Origin of the sequence: Microbacterium sp. 2FI (assembly GCF_005502885.1) — a bacterium.
GTDB lineage: Bacteria > Actinomycetota > Actinomycetes > Actinomycetales > Microbacteriaceae > Microbacterium.
In genome coordinates, this window is record NZ_SCMR01000024.1 from 1 (window position 1) to 21,537 (window position 21,537).

The 21,537-nt window shown below is 69.9% G+C and carries 22 protein-coding genes; 9 read left to right on the top strand and 13 right to left on the bottom strand.

The window, feature by feature from the left end:
- From FFS15_RS15805 to FFS15_RS15815, 3 genes are all read right to left on the bottom strand, one after another.
- A partial coding sequence (locus FFS15_RS15805) for an SDR family oxidoreductase (RefSeq protein ID WP_137846012.1) occupies window positions 1–716 on the bottom strand: 716 nt, incomplete at its 3' end.
- A gap of 10 nt (window positions 717–726) precedes the next feature.
- A complete protein-coding gene (locus FFS15_RS15810; RefSeq protein WP_137846013.1) occupies window positions 727–1,233 on the bottom strand; it encodes a dihydrofolate reductase in 507 nt (168 codons plus the stop codon).
- Window positions 1,230–2,039 (bottom strand): thymidylate synthase, encoded by an 810-nt coding sequence (locus FFS15_RS15815; protein WP_137846014.1) that lies wholly within the window; start codon window positions 2,037–2,039, stop codon window positions 1,230–1,232. Before FFS15_RS15815 ends, FFS15_RS15810 begins: the two co-directional genes overlap by 4 nt.
- Window positions 2,040–2,146: 107 nt before the next feature.
- On the opposite strand from FFS15_RS15815, the gene FFS15_RS15820 reads away from it, so the two are divergent.
- From FFS15_RS15820 to FFS15_RS15835, 4 genes are all read left to right on the top strand, one after another.
- The gene (locus FFS15_RS15820; protein ID WP_137846015.1) at window positions 2,147–2,584 is read left to right on the top strand and encodes a thioredoxin family protein; all 438 of its coding nucleotides are present in this window, start codon (window positions 2,147–2,149) and stop codon (window positions 2,582–2,584) included.
- The gene (locus FFS15_RS15825; RefSeq protein WP_137846016.1) at window positions 2,577–3,116 is read left to right on the top strand and encodes a DUF4395 domain-containing protein; all 540 of its coding nucleotides are present in this window, start codon (window positions 2,577–2,579) and stop codon (window positions 3,114–3,116) included. Before FFS15_RS15820 ends, FFS15_RS15825 begins: the two co-directional genes overlap by 8 nt.
- Before the next feature lie 108 nt (window positions 3,117–3,224).
- Entirely contained in the window at window positions 3,225–3,650 is a 426-nt protein-coding gene (locus tag FFS15_RS15830) for an OsmC family protein (protein WP_137846017.1), read from the top strand.
- A complete protein-coding gene (locus FFS15_RS15835; protein ID WP_249354126.1) occupies window positions 3,643–4,581 on the top strand; it encodes a TIGR01777 family oxidoreductase in 939 nt (312 codons plus the stop codon). The genes FFS15_RS15830 and FFS15_RS15835 overlap by 8 nt, the downstream gene beginning before the upstream one ends.
- Here FFS15_RS15835 and FFS15_RS15840 read toward each other — a convergent pair.
- Window positions 4,578–5,024 (bottom strand): hypothetical protein, encoded by a 447-nt coding sequence (locus FFS15_RS15840; protein ID WP_137846018.1) that lies wholly within the window; start codon window positions 5,022–5,024, stop codon window positions 4,578–4,580. The genes FFS15_RS15835 and FFS15_RS15840 overlap by 4 nt on opposite strands.
- On the bottom strand, window positions 5,021–5,839 hold the full coding sequence (locus FFS15_RS15845) for a dihydrodipicolinate reductase C-terminal domain-containing protein (RefSeq protein ID WP_137846019.1): 819 nt from the start codon (window positions 5,837–5,839) through the stop codon (window positions 5,021–5,023). The genes FFS15_RS15840 and FFS15_RS15845 overlap by 4 nt, the downstream gene beginning before the upstream one ends.
- Between FFS15_RS15845 and FFS15_RS15850 the strand changes: the two genes are divergently transcribed.
- Window positions 5,838–6,371 carry a GNAT family N-acetyltransferase gene (locus FFS15_RS15850; RefSeq protein WP_137846020.1) on the top strand — a complete coding sequence of 178 codons (534 nt, stop codon included), beginning with the start codon at window positions 5,838–5,840 and terminating at the stop codon, window positions 6,369–6,371. The genes FFS15_RS15845 and FFS15_RS15850 overlap by 2 nt on opposite strands.
- On the opposite strand, the gene FFS15_RS15855 is transcribed toward FFS15_RS15850, so the two are convergent.
- From FFS15_RS15855 to FFS15_RS15865, 3 genes are all read right to left on the bottom strand, one after another.
- Window positions 6,359–6,961, bottom strand: a complete 603-nt coding sequence (locus FFS15_RS15855) for a histidine phosphatase family protein (RefSeq protein WP_137846021.1) — start codon at window positions 6,959–6,961, stop codon at window positions 6,359–6,361. The genes FFS15_RS15850 and FFS15_RS15855 overlap by 13 nt on opposite strands.
- Window positions 6,962–7,046: 85 nt before the next feature.
- Window positions 7,047–8,087 (bottom strand): aldo/keto reductase, encoded by a 1,041-nt coding sequence (locus tag FFS15_RS15860; RefSeq protein ID WP_137846022.1) that lies wholly within the window; start codon window positions 8,085–8,087, stop codon window positions 7,047–7,049.
- Between the two features lie 290 nt (window positions 8,088–8,377).
- On the bottom strand, window positions 8,378–10,669 hold the full coding sequence (locus FFS15_RS15865; RefSeq protein ID WP_137846023.1) for a polyribonucleotide nucleotidyltransferase: 2,292 nt from the start codon (window positions 10,667–10,669) through the stop codon (window positions 8,378–8,380).
- Between the two features lie 313 nt (window positions 10,670–10,982).
- On the opposite strand from FFS15_RS15865, the gene FFS15_RS15870 reads away from it, so the two are divergent.
- The gene (locus tag FFS15_RS15870) at window positions 10,983–11,165 is read left to right on the top strand and encodes a DUF5302 domain-containing protein (protein WP_055967939.1); all 183 of its coding nucleotides are present in this window, start codon (window positions 10,983–10,985) and stop codon (window positions 11,163–11,165) included.
- 47 nt (window positions 11,166–11,212) lie between these two features.
- Here the strand turns inward: FFS15_RS15870 and FFS15_RS15875 are convergent, their stop codons facing one another.
- Window positions 11,213–12,664: a cation:dicarboxylase symporter family transporter gene (locus tag FFS15_RS15875; protein ID WP_137846024.1), complete on the bottom strand. Its 1,452-nt coding sequence runs from the start codon at window positions 12,662–12,664 to the stop codon at window positions 11,213–11,215.
- A 150-nt stretch (window positions 12,665–12,814) separates the two neighbouring features.
- Here FFS15_RS15875 and FFS15_RS15880 point away from each other — a divergent pair, with 150 nt between their 5' ends.
- Together FFS15_RS15880 and FFS15_RS15885 are read left to right on the top strand one after the other, a co-directional pair.
- A complete protein-coding gene (locus FFS15_RS15880) occupies window positions 12,815–14,077 on the top strand; it encodes an ATP-binding protein (protein WP_137846025.1) in 1,263 nt (420 codons plus the stop codon).
- Window positions 14,074–14,757 (top strand): response regulator, encoded by a 684-nt coding sequence (locus FFS15_RS15885; protein WP_137846026.1) that lies wholly within the window; start codon window positions 14,074–14,076, stop codon window positions 14,755–14,757. Before FFS15_RS15880 ends, FFS15_RS15885 begins: the two co-directional genes overlap by 4 nt.
- A gap of 4 nt (window positions 14,758–14,761) precedes the next feature.
- Here FFS15_RS15885 and FFS15_RS15890 read toward each other — a convergent pair whose 3' ends face one another.
- Complete coding sequence (locus FFS15_RS15890; protein WP_137846027.1) at window positions 14,762–16,735, bottom strand: GDSL-type esterase/lipase family protein; 1,974 nt, start codon at window positions 16,733–16,735, stop codon at window positions 14,762–14,764.
- Window positions 16,736–16,874: 139 nt separating this feature from the next.
- Here FFS15_RS15890 and FFS15_RS18980 point away from each other — a divergent pair, with 139 nt between their 5' ends.
- Window positions 16,875–18,407, top strand: a complete 1,533-nt coding sequence (locus FFS15_RS18980) for a DNA/RNA non-specific endonuclease (RefSeq protein ID WP_349290467.1) — start codon at window positions 16,875–16,877, stop codon at window positions 18,405–18,407.
- Here the strand turns inward: FFS15_RS18980 and FFS15_RS15905 are convergent.
- The 3 genes from FFS15_RS15905 to FFS15_RS15915 form a co-directional block, all read right to left on the bottom strand.
- Window positions 18,404–19,555: a N(5)-(carboxyethyl)ornithine synthase gene (locus FFS15_RS15905; protein WP_137846028.1), complete on the bottom strand. Its 1,152-nt coding sequence runs from the start codon at window positions 19,553–19,555 to the stop codon at window positions 18,404–18,406. The two genes, FFS15_RS18980 and FFS15_RS15905, sit on opposite strands and share 4 nt — an antisense overlap.
- Window positions 19,556–19,635: 80 nt before the next feature.
- Window positions 19,636–20,289 (bottom strand): FMN reductase, encoded by a 654-nt coding sequence (locus tag FFS15_RS15910; RefSeq protein ID WP_137846029.1) that lies wholly within the window; start codon window positions 20,287–20,289, stop codon window positions 19,636–19,638.
- A 1-nt stretch (window position 20,290) separates the two neighbouring features.
- Window positions 20,291–21,487 (bottom strand): LLM class flavin-dependent oxidoreductase, encoded by a 1,197-nt coding sequence (locus tag FFS15_RS15915; RefSeq protein ID WP_137846069.1) that lies wholly within the window; start codon window positions 21,485–21,487, stop codon window positions 20,291–20,293.
- Between the last annotated feature and the right edge of the window lie 50 nt (window positions 21,488–21,537).

Sequence of the window (21,537 nt, forward strand, 5' to 3'; positions counted from 1 at the left end):
ATGCGGGCGAACGCGACGAGCAGCTTGTACTTCCCCGACGGGATCGACACCGCTCGGCCGCGTGCGACGTCGTGCAGCGACTCGCGCACGACGTCGGAGGCGTCGAGCCACATCCAGTCGGCGACACCCTCCTGGCCGGGCGGCAGCCCCGCGCGCTCGTGGAAGTTCGTGTGGGTGAAGCCCGGGCACACCGCCGTCACGGTCACACCCTTCGGTCCGTAGCGCCCGTTCGCCCAGCGACTGAAGCTGATCAGCCAGCCCTTGCACGCGCCGTACGTCGACCGCGGCATGAAGCCCGCGACCGAGGCGACGTTGACGATCCGCCCGTGACCGCGGGCGAGCATGCCGGGGAGCGCAGCATGCGTCAGACGCATCGGCACCTCGACGTGGAGGTCGAGGTGGCGCACCTCGTCGTCGATGTCATTGCGCTCGAACGCGAGCGGCAGCCCGAACCCGGCGTTGTTGACGAGGACCTCGATCGGCTGGTCGGGGTCGGCGATGCGCCGTTCGACCCTCGCCCGGTGCCGGGGTTTGAGCAGGTCCGCCGCGAGCACCGCGACCTCGACGCGGTACCGCGCACGCAGGGTGGTCGCGAGGTCTTCGAGCGCATCGCGATCCCGCGCGACGAGGACCAGATCCGCCCCGCGCGCGGCCAGCTGCCGCGCGTACTCCGCTCCGAGTCCTGAGCTCGCTCCGGTGATCAGCGCCGTGGTCATGCGCGCCAGCCTACGACGACGGGACGAGGGTCAGGAATCGATAGCGGATGCCGCTGCGCGAGGTGTGCCAGCCCTCGACCGGGTCGGTTGTCGTGACCTGCCAGGAACCCCGGGGCGGGGCGAAGGCGTCGCCGTCGACATCGGTATCGAGCTCGGTCACCTCGAGTCGATCGGCGAGGGCGATCGACTCACGGAAGAGCTCACCGCCCCCGATCACCCAGACCCACTCGGCATCCCCGTCGGCGGCCGAAAGCGCACTGTCGAGCGACCCCGCACGCTCCGCGCCGTCCGCCGACCACTGCTGCGAACGGGTCACGACGATGTTGCGCCGCCCAGGCAGCGGGCGGAACCGCTCGGGCAGGGACTCCCATGTCTTTCGCCCCATGACCACCGGCGACCCGCTCGTGACCTGCTTGAAGTGAGCGAGGTCTTCGGGAACGTGCCACGGCATGCCGCCCGCGGCGCCGATCACACCGCCGTGCGCCTCGGCCCAGACGAGTCCGATGCGGGCCGTCATACCGCGACCGCGCCGCGGATCGCGGGGTGGTGCTGGTAGTCCTCGATGACGAAGTCCTCGTAGGCGTAGTCGAAGATCGACGCGGGCTTCCGCGCGAAGCGGAAGGTGGGGTACGGGTACGGGTCGCGCGTGAGCTGCTCGCGCACCTGCTCGACATGGTTGTCGTAGATGTGGCAGTCACCACCCGTCCAGACGAAGTCGCCCGGCTCGAGCCCCGCCTGCTGGGCGACCATGAGGGTCAGCAGCGCGTAGGACGCGATGTTGAAGGGGACGCCCAGGAAGAGATCGGCGCTGCGCTGGTAGAGCTGGCACGAGAGCCTGCCGTCGGCGACGTAGAACTGGAACATCGCGTGGCACGGCGCCAGCGCCATGTCGGGGATGTCGGCCGGATTCCATGCCGACACCAGCAGGCGCCGCGAGTCGGGGTTCGCCCGGATCTGGTCGAGGACCTGGGAGATCTGGTCGATGTGAGCACCGTCGGGCGTCGGCCACGATCGCCACTGCACGCCGTAGACCGGGCCCAGCTCGCCGTCTGCATCCGCCCACTCGTCCCAGATCGTGACGCCGTGCTCCTGAAGCCATCGCACATTCGACTCGCCGCGAAGGAACCACAGGAGCTCATAGGCGATGGATTTGAAGTGCACGCGCTTCGTCGTGATGAGGGGGAAGCCCTGCGACAGGTCGAAGCGGATCTGGCGACCGAAGGCGCTCGTCGTCCCGGTGCCGGTGCGATCGTCCTTGTGGGTGCCGTGCTCGAGAACGTCGCGCAGGAGGTCCTCGTAGGGGGTGGGGATCGCCGTGGTCACGGCTGCCACGATACCCGCGCCGGGCGACACCGGGATTGTTACGCGGCCGCCGTCATACAAGGCGCATCCGGGTTCCATTCAGGTGAAAGCGGATACGCTGGTCAGTTGTGAACCTCGTCGGAGCCCTCGTCGCCCTGGCCGCGCTCCTCGCGGTCACCGTCGGCGTCGGCGTTTACCTGCGGTGGCGTCAATCCCGCCCGCAGCGACACATCCCTCACGAGGTCGTCGAGCCCCACCGTCTGGGTGCCGATTCGCTCGGCGAAGTGGCCACGCTCCTGCAGTTCAGCACCGAGTTGTGCTCTCGCTGCCCCGGCGTCCACCGCACTCTCGCGGCCATCGCCGACGGACGCGACGGGGTGCGGCACCTCGACGTCGACCTCACCTATCGACCTGACATCGCCAAGCACTTCCACGTGCTCCAGACGCCGACGACACTCGTGCTCGACCGCAACGGCGTCGTTCAGACGCGGTTCGGCGGCACGCCGAGCAGAGACGTGCTCGAACTCGAACTGAATCGCCTCTCCGGGGAGACCGCCGTTGTCTGATCGTTCGCACACTCCCCCGCGCGGCATCGACCCGCGCGGCCCCCGCTTCGCCGCGGGCATCACAGCGCTCTTGCTGCTGGTCGACGTGTTCCTCGGCCTCACGGGCCTTGCGACCGCACAGGTCGCCGGCGGCTGGGCACTGACGTCCGCGACGATCGTCGAGCGCTTCCTCGACCCCGCGTTCCTGTTGCTGCTCGCGCTCGCCCTGCTGTTCCTGTGGAGCGTCCTCTCGCCGCGCACCGCGCCGTGGGGCGTGCTTTACCGCACGCTCGTCCAGCCGCGCCTTGACCTGCCGACCGAGCTCGAAGACCCGCGCCCGCCGCGCTTCGCGCAGGGTGTCGGACTCTTCGTGACAGCGATCGGCCTCGTCCTGCACCTGCTGGGCGTGCCGTGGGCGCTGCCCATCGCCGCGGCGATGGCGTTCATCGCGGCATTCCTCAACGCCGCCTTCGGCCTGTGCCTCGGGTGCCAGCTGTACCTCCTGCTGCAACGCGCCGGGCTCGTCGGCCGCGAGCGTCCCGCGGCAGCCTGATCCGGTCCCGACCCGGAGCTGTCAACCCGTCGCGCCGCGGCGCCGGTCGCCGTTAGGCTGACCGCGAAGGCGCCCGGCACGCGGGCGCCCGCCGAAAGGGAGGCCCCCATGACCGTCACGAGCGAAGCCACCACCGTCTGGCAGGGCGGCCTCATCGACGGATCCGGTGAGGTGACTTTCGTCTCGTCGGGCCTGGGCACCTTCGAGGTCAACTGGAAGGCCCGCAGCGAGGGCTCGACCTCGGTGACGACGCCGGAAGAGCTCATCGCGGCCGCCCACGCGTCGTGCTTCAGCATGGCGCTCTCGCATGCCCTGGCAGAGAACGGCACTCCCCCGGAGTCGATCGACACGACCGCGTCGGTCACGTTCAAGCCGGGCACCGGGATCACCGGAAGCCACCTCAACGTCAACGCCACCGTGCCGGGGCTCGACCCCGAGGAGTTCGAGCGTCTCGCCCAGGGCGCCAAGACCGGCTGCCCGGTCTCGCAGGCGCTCGCGGGAGTCGAGATCACCCTCGAGGCGACGCTTGCCTGATCCCGAGGGTTCGGCCGGCGGCATCCGTCATGTGGTGATCGCAGGCGCCTCGGGACTCATCGGGTCCGCTCTCGCCGACAGCCTGCGCGCCGACGGCGTCACGGTGACGACCCTCGTGCGCCGCCCCGCGGAAGCGCCCGACGAGGTCGAATGGCTGACGGATGCCGCACCGCTCGATCCCGACGTTCTCGCCGGCGCCGATGCCGTGGTCGGGCTGAACGGCGCGAGCATCGGCCGCTTCCCCTGGACGGCGTCGTACAAGGAGACGCTGCTGTGGTCGCGCATCACCCCGACGCGGGCGATCGCGCGTGCGGTGCGGGCGCTCGGCGCAGACGCCCCCGTTTTCGTCTCATCGTCGGCCGTCGGGTACTACGGCTCGGCGCCGGGTGCCCGGCTCACCGAAGGCGCGCCGCGCGGCGACTCGTTCCTCGCCGATCTCTGCGGCGAGTGGGAGTCGGCCGCGCACGGCGCCGGCGACGACGCGCGCGTCGCGCTCCTGCGCACCGCGCCGATCGTCCATCGCGACGGAGTGCTCAAGCCCCTGCTGCTGCTGACGAAGCTCGGCGTGAGCGGACCGATCGGAAGGGGCACTCAGATCTGGCCGTGGATATCGCTCGAGGACGAGATCCGCGCGATCCGACACGTCATCGACCAGGGGCTGACCGGACCTGTCAATCTCTCCGGCCCGACCCGGGCCACCGCGAACGACCTCGGGTTCGCGCTCGCGGTGCGGATGAACCGGCCGTTCGCGTTGCGCGCACCGGTGTGGGGCATGAAGCTCGCCCTCGGCTCGGATGCCACCGAGGCGATTCTCACCTCCGACATGCACGTCGTGCCCGACGCGCTCGAGCAATCAGGCTTCTCGTTCGAGCATCCGACGGTCGAGGATGCCGTGGCTGCGGCCGTGCCCGCCGGCGACAAGGCCCCCTAGGCCGGGTCCGCGCCCTCGAGGCGGATCGCGTTGCGAACCGCCTCACGCGCCCGGCGGCGGTCGCCGGCAGCGTCGTACGCGAGTCCGAGCCGGTACCACGCCCGCCAGTCGTCAGGGTGGGCTTCGACGTCCGCACGGTAGACGGGGAAGACGGCATCCGCATCCTCGCGCACGACGCGCCCGCTCACCCGGACCGCGACCTCGTCCTCGGGCAGCGCGCCGTCCGCCTCGAGCCGCTTGCCGAGCCGCTGCGCGCGGACGCCGAACCACAGCTCTCGCCCCAGGGCCCACACGGCGATGACGGGGAGCACGACGAGCGCGACACCCATCGCGATCCCGACCGGGTCGCCGCTGGTCAGCAGCAGCCACGCGCGCTGCGCGACGAGCACGATGTACAGCGCGAGCGCGACCGCCATGACGGCGACGCCGATGCGTGCGCTCATGCCCCCGTCGTCCGCGCCACCTGGCCGGGAACTCCGCCCTCGTCGACCGGGCGGGACTCGCCCGCGCGGGAACCGGGGCGACGGATGCCGATGTCGAGGAAGCTGTCGAGGCCGACGACGACGCCCCGCGCGTCTCGGGCGGCGGCGAGGGCGAGACGGATGCCGGGCCCGTAGGCCAGTGCGGGCTCGATCGTGTCGTGGACGATCGTGAGGGACTCCCCCGCCCCCGCGAGGATGGTCTCCTGCCGCGCGACGACTCCGGGTCGGCGCAGGGAGTGGATCGGCACGCTCGCGACCTGCTGGCCGCGCGCTCGCTGGTCGACATGCGGCGACTCGACCGGCCCCGCCTCGGCGCGGGCGGCCGCGATCAGCTCGGCGGTGCGGACGGCGGTGCCGCTGGGCGAATCGATCTTCGTCTCGCGGTGAGCCTCGACGATCTCGATCGACGGGAAGAACGGCGCGGCGACGGCGGCGAGCGCCGAGCCGAGGACAGAGCCGAGCGAGAAGTTGGGGATGAAGACGGCACCGGTTCCGGCGGCGTCGACGAGCGGGCGCACGAGCGCGATGCGCTCGGCCGACCAGCCCGACGTGCCGACGAGCACGTTGATGCCGCGCTCCACTGCGGCGCGGACGACGTCGATCGAGACCGCGGGCGTCGACGCGTCGATCACGAGGTCGGCGCCGTCGAGCTCGGAGAACTCCGAACGCGACGAGAGGGTCGCCGAGACGATGTACCCCTCTTCGTGGTTCACCACGTCGCGGATGATCCCCCCGAGCTTTCCCGTCCCACCCACGATGGCCACACGCGTCGTCATGGCGTCCATCCTAGGCGGGGCGCTCGCGCGGCCTACGCTGGTGTTCGTGGTCGCCCTCCGTGAAGCCCCCGTCGACGCCCCCGACGCCCGCGCTCTCCTCACCGCGTACTTCCACTCGCGCGAACTCGGCTTCGCGCATCAGAACGTCGTCTACACGACGCGCTTCCCCGAGCCGTCGATCTTCGTGCCGCCGGCCGGTGTCTTCCTCGTCGTCGACGACGATGAGGGTCTTCCCGTCGGCTGCGGCGGCATCCGGCTCATCGAGCCGGGGCCGCGCGGCATCCGCTATGAGGTGAAGCATCTCTACCTCGCCCCCGAGACGCGGGGCAGGGGGTGGGGACGGATGCTGCTCGACGAGCTCGAAGCCCGTGCGCGAGCACTGGGAGCGAAGGAGCTGGTGCTCGACACGCATCACTCGCTCGAGGCGGCCGGCGCGCTGTACGCCAGCTCGGGATTCGTCGGCATCGAGCCGTACAACGACAACGCGAACGCGACGCGGTGGTACTCGAAGCCGCTGGGTCAGACCGGGTAGGTCTCGGGGAGGCCCGTGCGCAGCTCGACCGGAAGGTGCGCCATGTCGTTGTGCGAGAGCAACGTCCACGGCCGGCCCTGCTTCTGGGCGATGACGGTGAGGCCGCAGTGCGCCTGATTGAGCGTCATCCAGCGCCAGTCCGGGGCCTGCAGCACCTCGCGCACGAACCACGCGATCACGAAGTTGTGTGTGATCAGCAGATCGTGCACCTCGCCGCGCTTGCGCACGAGGAATTCGCTCACGGCATCGGCCATCTGGGCGCTGCCGGCTTCGATCTCGGCCTCGGTCACCGAGCCGAAGAACGGCTCGAAAACGGCGGGGGTCTCTTCCGTCATGCCGGTCGGCACGCAGTCGAACAGCAGCGCCGACGGCTCGGGCGAGACCGACGGCATGCGCTCGGCGACGGCTCGCGCGGTCTGGCTGGCCCGCTCGAGCGGCGAATGCCACACGTTGTCGAACGGGACGCCTGACAGGCGATCGGCGAGAAGGGCGGCCTGCCGGCGACCGCGCGGTGACAGCGGCCCGTCGACGAGACCGTGCTCGGCATCCTGATGCTCACCGTGCCGCACGAGATAGATGTAGTGCGTCACGCAGCTCACTCCGTCGGGGGTCTGACGTGCCCGTCGGGGCACCCATCCACCCTACGTCACCGAGCGTCGGCTGCCGGGGTCGCCGTCACTCCGACGCGCGCGCGATGTCTGCGAGCTGGGCACGGCTGAGACGCACGCCGACGCCCTGCACGAGCTCTTCGACATGCTGCGGTGCGTAGGCGTTCACGATCGGGGCGGCCACGAGCTTCTGCGCGAGCAGCCACGCGACGGCGACAGCGGCATCGGGCACGCCGAGCTCGGCGCCGACCGCATCGAGGGCCCGCAGGGTGCGACTGCCGCGACGGTTGAGGTTCGCGGCGATCTGCGCGCCGCGCACCGAGAGGCTGCCGCGGGTCCGCGAGCGATGGCGCCCGGCGAGGAAGCCGTGCTCGAGCGCGTGCGACGGCGTCACCGCGATGCCCTGTGCACCGGCGACGAGGCGCAGGTCGGCGTCGAACTCGTGGCGTCGGAGCACATTGAACGGCACATCGAGCACCGTGATGCGCGGGAAGCCGGCCGAGGCGAAGATACGAGCCTCGACGAGCTGAGCAGCCGTATAGCCGGCCGCGCCGACCGCGCGCACCTTGCCGGCTTCGACGAGCCATTCCGCCGTCGCGAGCGTGTCTTCGAGTGCGGTCAGGGAGTCGGCGACGGCATCGAGGTAGAGGACGTCGATGCGATCGGTGCGCAGGCGCGCGAGCGATGCCTCGACGGCGCGGACGAGATTGACGGGGCCGAGACCCGGGTTGTCGGCGTTCGCGCCGATGCGATCGGCCAGCACGACGTCGTCGCGCAGCCCGCGCGAGGTGAGCCACTGGCCGATGATGTGCTCGCTGCGGCCGCCGGAGTACCCGTCGGCGGTGTGAACGATGTTTCCGCCGAGCTCGACATACGCGTCGAGGATCTCGTGGCTCGATTCGAGATCGACGTTCCAGCCGAACTCCGCGCCGCCGAGGATCAGGGGGAACACCTCGGGAACGCCGTCGCCGAGCGGGACGCGCACGCCCTTGCCGATCGGCGGGCCCTGCACGGGAATCGGAGCAGACGGGTGAGGCGGGCGCGGCGCGGCGGCCGCTGCATCCGCGCTCGCCGATGCAAGCGTCGCGTCAACGCCGAAAAAAGCCATGTGCCACCCCCTCACGACGACTCTTCTCAGAGATCTTCGTGATCGCCTTTACGCACCCCCCGGCGCGTACTCACAGGTTATGGCAGACCGGACACGGCACCGTTCACTGCGGCAACCTGTCGGTAAACATTGCATAACGCTTTCATCACGGGACGGCGCGGTTGCGCTCCCATGTCCCCCATTCGGGGGACATGAGCCGGAAATATGGGGCGATACGGCGGATGCCCGCCGCCTCCGCACGGGAGGTCGACGGGCATCCGGACAAGCTTCGGGCTCATACCCGAGAGGGATCAGCCTTCAGCAGGGCCCTCAGGACCTTCGCTGGCCGCGGCGCGACCCTCCTGGTCGGCGGCCTCTTCGACCACCGGCTCGAGCGACAGCTTGCCGCGGTCGTCGATCTTCGTGATCTTCACGAGGATCTTCTGACCGACCGAGAGCACGTCCTCGACGTTCTCGACCCGCTTGCCGCCGGCGAGCTTGCGGACTTCGCTGACGTGCAGCAGTCCGTCCTTGCCGGGGAGCAGCGAGATGAACGCGCCGAACGTCGCGATCTTCACGACGGTGCCGAGGAACTGCTCGCCGACCTCGGGGTTGGTCGGGTTCGCGATCGCGTTGACCTGGGCGCGGGCGGCCTCGGCCGCGGGGCCGTCGGTCGCCCCGATGTAGACGGTGCCGTCCTCCTCGATGGAGATCTGCGCTCCGGTCTCGTCCTGGATCGCGTTGATCGTCTTGCCCTTGGGGCCGATCAGCTCGCCGATCTTGTCGACGGGGATCTGGACGCTGATCACGCGCGGCGCGGTCGGAGCCATCTCGTCCGGACCGTCGATCGCCGAGGTCAGCACGTTCAGGATCGTGAGGCGCGCCTCGTGCGCCTGCTGCAGCGCGGCGGTCAGCACCGACGACGGGATGCCGTCGAGCTTCGTGTCGAGCTGGATCGCGGTGACGAACTCGCTGGTTCCGGCGACCTTGAAGTCCATATCGCCGAGCGCGTCCTCAGCGCCCAGGATGTCGGTCAGTGCGGCGTAACGGGTCTGACCGTCGACCTCGTCGGTGACCAGGCCCATCGCGATGCCCGCGACCGGAGCGCGCAGCGGCACGCCGGCGTTGAGGAGCGACAGGGTCGAGGCGCACACCGAGCCCATCGACGTCGAGCCGTTGGAGCCGAGAGCCTCGGACACCTGGCGGATCGCGTACGGGAACTCCTCGCGGCTGGGCAGCACCGGCACGAGCGCGCGCTCGGCGAGGAAGCCGTGCCCGATCTCGCGACGCTTCGGGCTGCCGACACGGCCGGTCTCACCGGTCGAGTAGGGCGGGAAGTTGTAGTGGTGCATGTACCGCTTGTGCGTGACGGGCGACAGCGAGTCGATCTGCTGCTCCATCTTGAGCATGTTCAGCGTGGTGACGCCCAGGATCTGGGTCTCGCCGCGCTGGAAGATCGCCGAGCCGTGGACGCGCGGGATGACCTGCACCTCGGCATCGAGCGGACGGATGTCGGCCAGGCCGCGGCCGTCCATGCGGACGCCCTCGGCGAGGATGCGACCGCGCACGATCTTCTTCGTGACCGACTTGTACGCCGCAGAGAACTCGAGCGTCGCGACAGCCTGCAGCTCGCCCGACTCGACGGCGGCCAGAAGCTCTGCCTTGACGGCATCCTTCAGCTCGTCGTCGGCGTTCTGGCGGGCCTGCTTGTCGGCGATCTGGTAGATCGGGACGAGCTTGTCGTACGCGCGGTGCGCGACGAAGTCGTAGGTCTCCTGGCTGTAGGGCAGGAAGACCGGGAACTCCTTGATCTCCTTCGCCGCGGAGTTCGCGACGACGTTCTGCGCGGCGACGAGCTGCTTCAGGAAGGGCTTCGAGGCCTCGAGGCCTTCGGCCACGACCTGCTCGTTGGGCTTGACGGCGCCGCCCTTGATGAGGTTCCACGAACCCTCGGTGGCCTCGGCCTCGACCATCATGATCGCGACATCGTCGTTGCCGTCGGCGTCGGTGATGACGCGGCCGGCGACGATGAGGTCGAACACGGCCTCTTCGAGCTGCGTGACGGTCGGGAACGCGATCCACTGGTCGGCGTTGTCGCCGTGGCCGGGGATGAGCGCGAGGCGGACACCGGCGATCGGACCCGAGAACGGCAGACCCGAGATCTGGGTCGACAGGGATGCTGCGTTGATCGCGAGCGCGTCGTAGAACTCGCCGGGTGCGATCGACAGCACGGTGACGACGATCTGGACCTCGTTGCGGAGGCCGTCGACGAACGACGGGCGCAGCGGGCGGTCGATGAGACGGCACACGAGGATCGCCTCGGTGGAGGGACGGCCCTCGCGACGGAAGAACGAGCCGGGGATCTTGCCCGCGGCGTACGAGCGCTCTTCGACGTCGACGGTCAGCGGGAAGAAGTCGAAGCCTTCGCGCGGGTGCTTGCCGGCGCTGGTGGCCGAGAGGAGCATCGTCTCCTCGTCGAGGTACGCGGCGACGGCGCCCTGCGCCTGCTGCGCGAGACGACCGGTCTCGAACCGGATCGTGCGGGTGCCGAAGCGTCCGTTGTCGAGGACGGCTTCGGCGGCGGTGATTTCAGGACCTTCCAAGAGGTCTCTCCTTCTTTGTTTAGCCTCGTCCGGCCGTGTGCCGGGCGAGGGTCATTCGAAGGAGCAGGGAACAGGCAGTTTCGGCGCGCGGGAACACCCGCGATGACACCGGCGCTGGCCACCAGTAGAAGATCACCCGGCGCGCTGCGCGACGAGGAATCCACCACAGGAGACCAGCTTCCTGCCGGCCTGCTCCGTTGAGCTCATGTTGAATTTGAGCGGATGCCCGAAGGCAACCCGATCCAGCCTACCAGCGAGGCCTGGACAGTGCCCATCGCTGGCGGGTTGGGCATCTCGCGCCTAGGCTGGACCAATGAGCACCGACGAGAAGCCGGCGGGCGCAGCGTCCGATGAGATGAAGCGCAAGTTCAAGGAAGCACTCGAGAAGAAGAACGCCCAGCACCGCGAGGGCGAGTCGCACCTGGACGGCGATTCCGCAGTCCACGGCACCCACGGCGCCGTGACCAAGCGGGAGTTCCGCCGCAAGAGCGGCTGAGGGCCCGTCCGCGCGAGCGGACGGACCCCTCTGCAACCGCCCCGAGGTCAGCGGCTCAGCACAGCCGCGCGCTCCCGCGCGCGGGTCTCCTTGGCCTCCGCCTCGGCGACGGCGGCCTCTTCGAGCCCGTCGACGCCCACGGCATCCGGCGAGTCCGACATGCCGTCGTGGTCGTGCCCCGACAGCGTCGTCTCGTCGAACGGCAGCTCGCCCGCGAGCACGCGGCGAGCGCGAGCGGCATCGAACTCCTTGGTCCACGAGCCGATCAGCACCGTCGCGACGGCGTTGCCCGTGAAGTTCGTGAGCGCTCGCCCCTCCGACATGAACCGGTCGATGCCGACGATCACCCCGACGCCGTTGACGAGATCGGGACGGTAGGCCTGCAGCCCTCCGGCGAGCGTCGCCAGCCCAGCGCCGGTCACGCCGGCCGCGCCCTTCGACGCGATGATCATGAAGACGAGCAGCCCGATCTGCTCGCCGATCGCCATCGGAGCGCCCATGCCGCTCGCGATGAACAGCGACGCCATCGTCAGATAGATCGCGGTGCCGTCGAGGTTGAACGAGTACCCGGTGGGAACGGTGATGCCCACGACCGGCTTCGAGACGCCGAGGTGCTCCATCTTCGCGATCAGGCGGGGCAGGGCGGACTCGGAGGACGACGTGCCGACGATCAGCAGGTACTCACGGGCGAGGTACTTCACGAGGCTGAAGATGTTCACGCGGGTGACGGCGTAGAGCAGCGTGCCGAGGACCCCCACCATGAAGATCACGCACGTGATGTAGAACGCGATCATGAGCGTGCCCAGCGCCCAGATGGCCGCGACGCCGGTGTTGCCGACGACGGCGGCGATCGCGCCGAATGCGCCGATCGGCGCGAGCCACAGGATCATGCCGAGGATGCGGAAGACGAGCGCCTGCAGGTGCTTCACCGCGTTCATGATCGGCTGGCCCTTGTCGCCCATCTGCTGCAGCGCGAACCCGACGAGCAGCGCGATGAACAGCACCTGCAGCACGCTCTCGCCCGTGAACGCCGAGAAGAACGTCGTCGGGATGATCCCGAGGATGAACTCCTGCGTCGTCTTCGCCTCGGCGGTGGCCTCGTAGGTCGAGTTCGCCATGTTCAGCCCCTCGCCCGGGTGGAGGAGGTTGCCCACGACCAGACCGATGGCGAGGGCGAAGGTCGACATCACCATGAAATACAGGAGCGCGAGCCCTCCGATCTTCCCGACAGTGGCCGCCTTTGCGATCGAGCCGACGCCGACCACGATCGTGCAGAAGATGATCGGCGCGATCATCATCTTGATGAGTCCGACGAACGCCTCGCCGAGGGGCTTCAGCGCGACGCCGACCTCGGGCCAGATGAGGCCGACGGCGGCCCCGAGCACGACGGCGAGGATCACCGCCATGTAGAGCCACGTGTGCTTGTCCCAGGCCTGCTTGCCGCGGAACCTGTTGAAGCCGGGAAGTGTGAACGAAGTCGTCCGGGTCGAGAGAGCCATCATCGCCTCCATGGGGGTGAACGGTCGTTGTCCGATGCCGCCGGGACTCACCCCGGTGCGATCCCCAGCGTGCGGTGCTGCCTCTCCGAGGGCGAGTTGTGGTCGTATTGGTCGCAGGTGGATGCCGCGGCATCCTGTCGAGGAGGACACATGACCGAGCGCACCCGGCTCTCCAGCGCCGCGTCGCGTGTCTTCGTCGTGGTGGCGGTCTCGGTCGCCGCGCTCGTCGCGGTACTGGCGGGATTGCTCGTTCTCGACGCTCAGCGCGCAGCCCGCACCGAGGCAGAGGAGGTGACCCGCGCGGTGGCGTCCTCGCTCGCCGCGATGCCCGAGGTGGCCGAATCGCTCTCGGGCGCGGGCGCGTCCGATCGCCTGCAGCCCGTCGCCGAGGAGGTGATGGCCGGTGCGAACGTCGACTTCGTGACGATCATGACGCCCGACGGGGTGCGGGTCACCCACCGCGACCCCGCCGAGATCGGTCGGCCCTACATCGGCACGATCCCCGCCGACGCCGTCATCGTGACCGAGGAGTTCACCGGCACGCTGGGGCCGTCGGTGCGGACGATCGTGCCGATCGACGCCCCCTCCGGCGACCTCGTCGGGTGGGTGTCGGTCGGCGTCACCGTCGGGAGCATCGCCTCCGACATCGTCCCGCGGCTGCCGTTCATCCTCGCCATCGCCCTCGCGGTGCTCACGGCAGGCCTCATCGGCGCGATGCTGGCCCGCCGGACCACACGCCTCGTCGCGGGCGACCTGCCGGCAGGCAGCATCCGCGATGCCGTCGCCTCGTACGAGTCCGTCCGCACTCTGGGTGAGGCACTGCGGGCGCAGACCCACGAGCACGGCAACCGCATGCACACGGCGGTGTCGCTGCTGGAACTCGGCCGTACACGCGAGGCGATCGAGATCCTGACCGAGACGTCGCGGCAGAGCCAGGCGCTCGTGGACCAGGTCGCCGCCCGCCGCGACGGCGACCCGACGGTGGGTGCGCTGCTGCTCGGAAAGGCGGCTCAGGCCCGCGAGCGCGGGGTCGACTGGACCGCCGACATCGATCCGGCCGCACCGCGCAGCATCCTCTCCCCCGTCGATGCGGTCTCGGTCGTCGGCAACCTGATCGACAATGCGCTCGACGCTGCGGCGGCCGGCGACGCGCCCCGCTGGGTTCGGGTGACCTTCGCCCCGACGGACGACGGGATGCTGCGGATCGAGGTCGCCGACAGCGGCGGCGGCGTGGCGGAGGAGCTGCGCGAGCGGATCTTCGAGCACGGCTTCTCGACCAAGCCCGCCGACGCGGACGGCCGCGGCGTGGGGCTCGCCCTCGTGCGGTCGATCGTGCAGAGCACCGGCGGCGGCATCCGTTTCTCGCAACCGCCGACCACTTTCGCCGCGACCCTGCCGGCGAGGCGGCCGTGATCGGCGTGCTGCTCGTCGACGACGACGCGCTGACCCTCGAACTGCACCGCACGTACGTCGAGCGGCTCGAGGGCTTTCGCGTCATCGCCGAATGCACCGGCGCGCGCGCCGCGATCTCGGCCGTGATCGAACGCGGCGGCGACATCGACCTGGTGCTGCTGGACATCACGATGCCCGACGGCACGGGCCTCGACGTGCTCCGCCACGTGCGGGCGCGGGGCTCCACGGTCGACGTCATCGCCATCACCGGCGTTCGAGACGCCGACGTCGTGCGTCAGATGGCGGGCCTCGGGGTGGCCCAGTACCTCGTGAAGCCGTTCGCGTACTCGATGTTCGCGGAGCGGATGGAGCAGTACCGCGAGTATCGACGACGCGCCGCCGAGTCGGCGGGATCGGCCACGCAGTCCGAGATCGATGCGCTGCTCGGCGCCCTGCGTCCCGCCGTCGCGGTCGCGCTGCCCAAGGGCCTGTCGGCCGAGACGCTGGCACGCGTGACCGATGACGTCCGCACGCACGCCCCCGTGTCGGCTGGCGAGGCCGCGCAGCGGCTCGGGATGTCGCGGGTAGCGGCGCGCCGCTACCTCGAGCACCTCGTCGAATCGGGCAGAGCTGCCCGCGCGCCCCGCTACGGGAGCCCGGGACGACCCGAGTCGGAGTACAGCTGGCGCGACACGGTCTGATCGCCTACGGCGTCCGCACGTCGACGTTTGCGTCGCCGCGCCCGCCGATCACGACGTACCCGCTGTGCTTCGGGGCCCGGCCGTCACCTGCGGTGCGGCCCTGGAGTCGACGCCAGATCCAGGGCAGGACGTCGCGGCCGAGCCACGTGCCCGTCGCATCGGGGTCGTCGTCGGCGTGGAGTGCTGCATCCAGTCCGCCCAGCGCCTCCGCGTCGGGAACGCCGAGCGCGTCGGCGGCGCGATAGGCAAGAAACCGGTGCCCCCGCGATCGCAGGTGAACGCGGTCGGGCGCCCACAGTTCGACGTCACCGATCGCTGGGAGCGCCTCGAGGTCGAGCAGGGTCGCTCCCGTGTCGGCGGCGATCCGCCGCAGCTCAGATGCGAACACGGCGAATCTGCGCTGCAGCAGCACGGCTGCGCGCCGCCGCGGCAGGAACGGCGTGACCAGAAGCACGTCGATGCGAGCGGCGCGAAGCGCCCGGACGGCTGCCTCGAGCTCTGCCGCGACAGCGCCGATGTCGACGCGGCGGCCGACGAGATCGTTGGCCCCGATCAGGATCGACACGAGGTCGGGGCGGAGTGCAACCGCCTGCGGAAGCTGCTGCTCGACGAGGTGACTCACTCGGCGGCTGCGCAGGGCCAGGTTCGCGTAGCGGAACGGCTCCGAAGCGGCTGCCTCGTGTGCGAGCAGCTGCGCCAGGCGGTCCGCCCACCCCCGGTACTGCCCCGCCGGCATACGGGAGGTGTCGCAGAGCCCCTCGGTGAGCGAGTCGCCGAGCGCGACGTACCGCGTCCAACGAGGCCGCACGGCGGGCGACATGGACGGCGCCCCCGGTCGGATGGCGGCACGGTGGCGCAGCGCATCATCGATCGGGCGCAGAGTGCGCGCATCCTCGTAGTGACCGACGAGTTCACGACACAGCGCCTCCCACGTCCGACCTCGGACGGACTCGGCTGCGGATGCCGCAAACGCTCGTCGCTTGCTCTCGTCGCCGACGAGGTCGATCACGCGCTCGCGCATCTCGCGGAGATCGCCCGGCCGGTAGAGCCAGCCGTCGATGCTCGACCGCACCAGGTCCACCGGCCCGCCGATGCCGGTCGCGACGACCGGGACACCGCTGGCGAGCGCCTCCTGGATCGTCTGCCCGAACGTCTCGCTCTCGCCGGGATGCACGAACACGTCGAGGCTCGCGAGCGTCTCGGCGAGCGCGATGCCACCGAGGTGGCCCGTGAAGACGGCTCCGGGCAGCATGCGCTCGAGGTCGTGCCGCGCGGGGCCGTCGCCGACGATCACGAGTCGCGTGCCCGGGAGATCCGCGATTCCCACGAGGTCCTCGACCTGCTTCTCGGGCGCGAGCCGCCCCACGTAGCCGATGAGGGTCTCCCCCGGCGCGATCTGCGCCCGCCAGTACTCGTTGCGACGACTCGGCGTGAATCGGATGCCGTCGACCCCCCGTCCCCAGCGTCGCAGCCGGTCGATTCCGAGCGCCTCCAGCTGGCGCATCGAGGCGGTCGACGGCGCGAGGGTCAGAGTGGCGCGGCGATGAAGGCGTGCGACGTGGCGCCCCACGGCGACGGATGCCTGCGGCATCCCGTACCGCTGCGCGTATGCGACGACGTCGGTCTGGTAGACGGCGACGGAGGGAATCCGCAGCGCGTCCGCAGCCGCCACACCCTGCCAGCCCAGCACGAACGGCGAGGCGAGGTGGACGACCGCGGGATCGAATTCACGCAGGATCGCGGCGATCCGCGCCGCTCGGGCGAACACGACCCGCACCTGGGGATAGCCGGGCAGCGGCACCGAAGTCAGGAGCTCGGTTCGTGCGTCAGGGAGGTCGGCCGTGACGCCGCCTGTGCGGGGAGCGATGACGAGCGTGTCGTGACCGTGTGCGGCGAGATGTCGGAGGACCTGGAGCACCGACCCCGTCACTCCGTTCATGTGGGGCAGGAACGATTCGGCGAGCAATGCGATTCTCACGGCTCCAGCGTGATGCGATACGCGGATCGGGATGCCGTGAACCGGCGTTCTGACGCAAGTGTTCACCCGATGCACTGCGCGAGGTAACCGTACGTGCCCTGTTCGGTCGCCGTTCATCGCGGACGGCTAGAAGGGGGCGGTGATCGAGGATCTGCTGATCGGCGTGTCGGGGAACATGTGGGCGCTGCCGCTGTTGTTCGTCCTCGTTCTGGGCGACGCGTTCCTCGTCGTCGTTCCCGGCGAGGCGGCCGTCACGGCATACGGCGCGCTCGCAGTGACGCAGGGCGAGCCCCCCGTCGGCGCGGTGATAGCGGTCGCGGCCGTCGCCGCAGTGACCGGCGACGCCGCGTGCTACCTCGTGGGCCGCACGGTCGGCCTCGAGCGGTGGCGGTGGATGCGCGCGTCGCGCGTTCGCACCGCGTTCGCGTGGTCGCGCGCGCGGCTCGAGCGCCGCGCCGCGGTCGTGCTGTTCACGGCGCGGTTCATCCCCTTCGCGCGCCTCGCGGTGAATCTCACAGCCGGGGCCACGGGGATCCGCGCGCCGCGCTATCTCGCGATCGCCTGCCTCGCCGCACTCGCGTGGGCGGCTTATCAGGCGCTCATCGGCGCGGCGGTGGCGGCCATCCTTCCAGGCGGGCCGGTCGTCGCCGTGGTCGTTTCGGTGGTGCTCGCGGTGGGGTCCGGCCTCGCGATCGACACCGTCCTCGCTCGGCGGGCTGGGCGAGTCCTCGACAGGAGCCCTGAGCCCCTGCAGGAGCCTGGGGGCCGGATTCCTCCTGTGCAAGGCCACATCTCCTGCGTGGAACGCGCACACCCGCCCCGCACCGTCGGCGGGGCACGCCAGGATGGACCCGTGGCAGACGAGAACTGGACCGGGTACGACGCAGGCTTCCTCAGCATCCCCCTCCCCCTTCCACGACCGGTCGGCGGCGCGCAGCTGCGCGAGTTGCCCTACCCGCGTTTCACGGTGCTGCTCGATGCGACTCGCCGCCTCGCCGCGATGACAGGCGTGAACATCGACGGCGGGGCGCTTCAGGACCTGCCGCGCACCGGCGACTGGGACCTGGATCCGCGCATCCCGGCCGACGAGCAGACAGGCGCCGCGATCTACGCTCGCAACGACCTCGACCGCGGGCATCTCGTTCGGCGCCGCGATCCGGGCTGGGGCACCGAGGCGGAAGCTCGCGCGGCGACCGAGGCGACGTTCTTCTACACGAATGCCGCGCCGCAGGTGAACGTCTTCAACCAGTCGAAGGATCTGTGGCTCGGCCTCGAAGACCACGTGCTCGCCTACGCCGACGCCACAGACCAGCGCGTGAGCGTCTTCACGGCACCGGTGCTGGACAGCGGCGATCCCCAGTACCGCGGCATCGGCATCCCTCGTCGCTTCTTCAAGGTCGTCGCTTGGGTGACGACCCCAGACGACGGGATGCCGGACCTCGCGGCCGCCGGGTTCGTGCTCGACCAGTCCGACCTTCTCGACACGACCGACGGAGCGTTCGCGACTCCGCCCCTGGGCACCTACCGGACGTTCCAGGTGCCGATCGCCGACATCGAGCTGCTCGCGGGAGTGGACTTCGGCGCTCTCGCCGACGCCGACGTCATGTCGGCCGAACGAGCCCTCGCCGGCGAATGGAATGAGCTCGACGGCCCCTCCGACATCCGTCTCTAGCGGGCGACGATCAGGTACGGACTCTCGGGCAGCCGGTCCTGGAACTCGAGGATCGCAGGGTTGCGCACCTCGCCGCCTGCGACTTCGATCGCGCGCGCGAGGGTTTCGTCGGCCGCCCAGGCGTCCGACCCCGCCATGACGGTCGGAAGGAAGCCGAGCAGCGCCTCGCTGATCTCCCAGCTCGCGGAGTTCCACAGGTACGACGGACTGTGGTCGACCGCGTAGTAGTTGATGCTGCCGCCGACCGTGAACATCGGGTCGGCGAAGCTCGTCGGGCGCGCCCAGTCGAACCCCATTCCCTCGTCGCATGACACGTCCACGATCAGGCTTCCCGGACGAAAGGCGGAGAGGTCGCCGGTCTTGAGGTAGAGCAGCGGCCGATTGGGGTCCTGAAGGGTGCAGTTCACGACGATGTCGCTCTCGGCGAGGAAGGGCGCGAGAGGCACCCGCCCGTCGTCGGTGATGACTTCGCTCAGATACGGCCCGTCGTGGTCGAACTGGATCATCTGCACGGCGTGAATCGGGGACGCCACCGATGCGGTTCTGCGGTTCGTGAGGACGCGCACCTCATGCACACCGTGCGCTCGCAGCGCGGTGACGGCGCCGCGGGCGGTGGCTCCGAACCCGATCACGACGGCAGTGAGCCGGCGTCCGTAGTCGCCGGTCGATCCGCACAGCTGCAGTGCGTGAAGCACCGAGCAGTATCCCGCGATCTCGTTGTTCATGTGGAAGACGTGCAGCCCGAAGGCGCCGTCGCTGCCCCAGTGGTTCATCGCCTCGAATGCGATGACGCTCAGTCGCTTGTCGAGGGCGATCTGGGTCATCTCGGCGTCCTGCACGAGGTGCGGCCACCCCCACAGCGTCTGACCGTCGCGCATCTCGCGCAGGTCCTCGTGCTGGGGCTTGGGCAGCAGCAGCACGTCTGCGGCGGCGATCAGCTCGGGGCGGTCCAGGATGCCGCCGACGAGGGGACGCAGTTCTTCATCGGAAGCCCCGAACCGCTCGCCGTACCCGGTCTCGAGGAGCACGTGCGGGCGAAGCGCGTCGGGGATCCGGTCGAGGTGACCCGGATGCAGCGGCACGCGTCGCTCGTCGGGCTTGCGCGATGCACCGACCACGCCCAGCACCAGCGGAACCTGAGAAGCCATGGAACGCCTTCTTCCCTCATCGGGGGCCGAAGCGACTCCGTGGTCCCGACGCTATCAGGGCGGTGATCCGGGGCTCACGCCTACTCCCCCGCGAGACCGCCCAGCAGGTGCCCGAACGAGCGCCCGTCGCCGAGATAGTTCGCAGGATCGAAGGGGTCGTCGCTCTTCGCGGGCTCGCGCCGCGCGATCGCCTCTGCGAGTTCGCGGGCGCCGCGCTCGACGCGCTCGCCGAGAGGAGCGACCTGGTCGCCCGCGCCGCCCCAGTCGCTCGACGCCGCGAACACGCCGGTCGAGACCGGCTCGGCGTGGAGGTAGGTGAACAGCGGCCGGATCGCGTAGTCGATCGCGAGCGAGTGGCGTGCGGTGCCGGCGTTCGCGCCGATGAGCACGGGCTTGCCCGTGAGGGCATCGGGGTCGAGCACGTCGATGAAGGACTTGAACAGCCCTGAGTAGCTCGTCGAGAAGATCGGGGTCACCGCGATCACGGCGTCGGCGGAGACGACGGCGTTGACCATCGACTCGAGAGCGGGCGGTGCGAACCCGGTGAGCAGGTTGTTCGTGATGTCGTGCGCGTAGTCGCGCAGCTCGAACACGTCGACCTCGACCTCGATCTCGCGTTCGGCGAGCTGCTTCGCGGTCGCCGCGGCGAGTCGGTCGGCGAGCAGACGCGTCGACGAGGGATTGGAGAGCCCCGCCGAGATGACGGCGATACGACGAGCGGATGCCGTGGCCATTTCAAGCCCCCGTCCGCGTCGCCGCTGCGCCGAAGGCCGAGCCGGCCGCAGCCGCGGTGTCCTGGTACGGCGATCCGCCGGTGAGGTTGTCGCCGCGGTTCGCGTTGGGGCGCGCATCGCGCGCTCCGCCTGCCGCCGCCACGAGGTTCGCGTGGGTGGGCGCGTCGGGCACGTCGGCGGGGCGGTTCTGCGCGAGCTCCTTGCGGAGCACCGGGACGACCTCGCCGCCCAGGATGTCGAGCTGCTCGAGCACCGTCTTCAGCGGAAGGCCCGCGTGATCGATGAGGAACAGCTGGCGCTGGTAGTCGCCGTAGTAGTCGCGCATCGAGGCGTAGCGGTCGATGACCTGCTGCGGCGAACCGACAGTGAGCGGGGTCATCTCGCTGAAGTCCTCGAGCGACGGCCCGTGACCGTAGACCGGGGCGTTGTCGAAGTACGGGCGGAACTCGCGCACCGCGTCCTGCGACTTCGCCGCCATGAACACCTGGCCGCCGAGACCGACGATCGCCTGCTCGGGCGTGCCGTGACCGTAGTGCGCGTAGCGCTGGCGGTAGAGCGCGATCAGGCGCTGGTAGTGCTCCTTGGGCCAGAAGATGTTGTTCGCGAAGAACCCGTCCCCGTAGTACGCAGCCTGCTCGGCGATCTCGGGGGTGCGGATCGAGCCGTGCCACACGAAGGGTGCGACTCCGTCGAGCGGGCGAGGCGTGGAGGTGAAGCCCTGCAGCGCGGTGCGGAACTGGCCTTCCCAGTCGACGACGTCTTCACGCCACAGACGGTGGAGCAGGTTGTAGCTCTCGATGGCGAGCGGGAGTCCCTGGCGGATGTCCTTGCCGAACCACGGGTACACCGGGCCGGTGTTGCCGCGCCCGAGCATGAGGTCGACACGGCCCCCCGAAACGTGCTGGAGCATCGCGAAGTCCTCGGCGATCTTCACCGGGTCGTTCGTCGTGATGAGGGTGGTTGCGGTCGAGAGCACGAGGCGCTCGGTCTGCGCGGCGATGTAGGCGAGCGTCGTGGTGGGCGAGGACGACCAGAACGGCGGGTTGTGGTGCTCGCCCAGGGCGAAGACGTCGAGGCCGACCTCTTCGGCGTGCTTGGCCACCGTGATGGTGTTGCGGATCTTCTCCGCCTCGCTGGGGGTGGTCCCTGTCGTCGGGTCTTCGGTGATGTCGCTCACCGTGAAGATTCCGAACTGCATCCCGGGCCACGTGGTGCTCTCGCTCACGATCCTTCTCCGCTTCTGCGTCG

Excerpts from the sequence above, each read along its gene's own strand:
- FFS15_RS15810 (WP_137846013.1), bottom strand. The coding sequence starts at position 1,233 with ATGACGGCCCGCATCGGACTCGTCTGGGCCGAGGCGCACGGCGGTGTG.
- FFS15_RS15830 (WP_137846017.1), top strand. The coding sequence starts at position 3,225 with ATGACCGTCACGAGCGAAGCCACCACCGTCTGGCAGGGCGGCCTCATC.
- FFS15_RS15840 (WP_137846018.1), bottom strand. The coding sequence starts at position 5,024 with ATGAGCGCACGCATCGGCGTCGCCGTCATGGCGGTCGCGCTCGCGCTG.
- FFS15_RS15850 (WP_137846020.1), top strand. The coding sequence starts at position 5,838 with ATGGCGTCCATCCTAGGCGGGGCGCTCGCGCGGCCTACGCTGGTGTTC.
- FFS15_RS15845 (WP_137846019.1), bottom strand. The coding sequence starts at position 5,839 with ATGACGACGCGTGTGGCCATCGTGGGTGGGACGGGAAAGCTCGGGGGG.
- FFS15_RS15860 (WP_137846022.1), bottom strand. The coding sequence starts at position 8,087 with ATGGCTTTTTTCGGCGTTGACGCGACGCTTGCATCGGCGAGCGCGGAT.
- FFS15_RS15870 (WP_055967939.1), top strand. The coding sequence starts at position 10,983 with ATGAGCACCGACGAGAAGCCGGCGGGCGCAGCGTCCGATGAGATGAAG.
- FFS15_RS15875 (WP_137846024.1), bottom strand. The coding sequence starts at position 12,664 with ATGGCTCTCTCGACCCGGACGACTTCGTTCACACTTCCCGGCTTCAAC.
- FFS15_RS15880 (WP_137846025.1), top strand. The coding sequence starts at position 12,815 with ATGACCGAGCGCACCCGGCTCTCCAGCGCCGCGTCGCGTGTCTTCGTC.
- FFS15_RS15905 (WP_137846028.1), bottom strand. The coding sequence starts at position 19,555 with ATGGCTTCTCAGGTTCCGCTGGTGCTGGGCGTGGTCGGTGCATCGCGC.
- FFS15_RS15910 (WP_137846029.1), bottom strand. The coding sequence starts at position 20,289 with ATGGCCACGGCATCCGCTCGTCGTATCGCCGTCATCTCGGCGGGGCTC.
- FFS15_RS15915 (WP_137846069.1), bottom strand. The coding sequence starts at position 21,487 with ATGCAGTTCGGAATCTTCACGGTGAGCGACATCACCGAAGACCCGACG.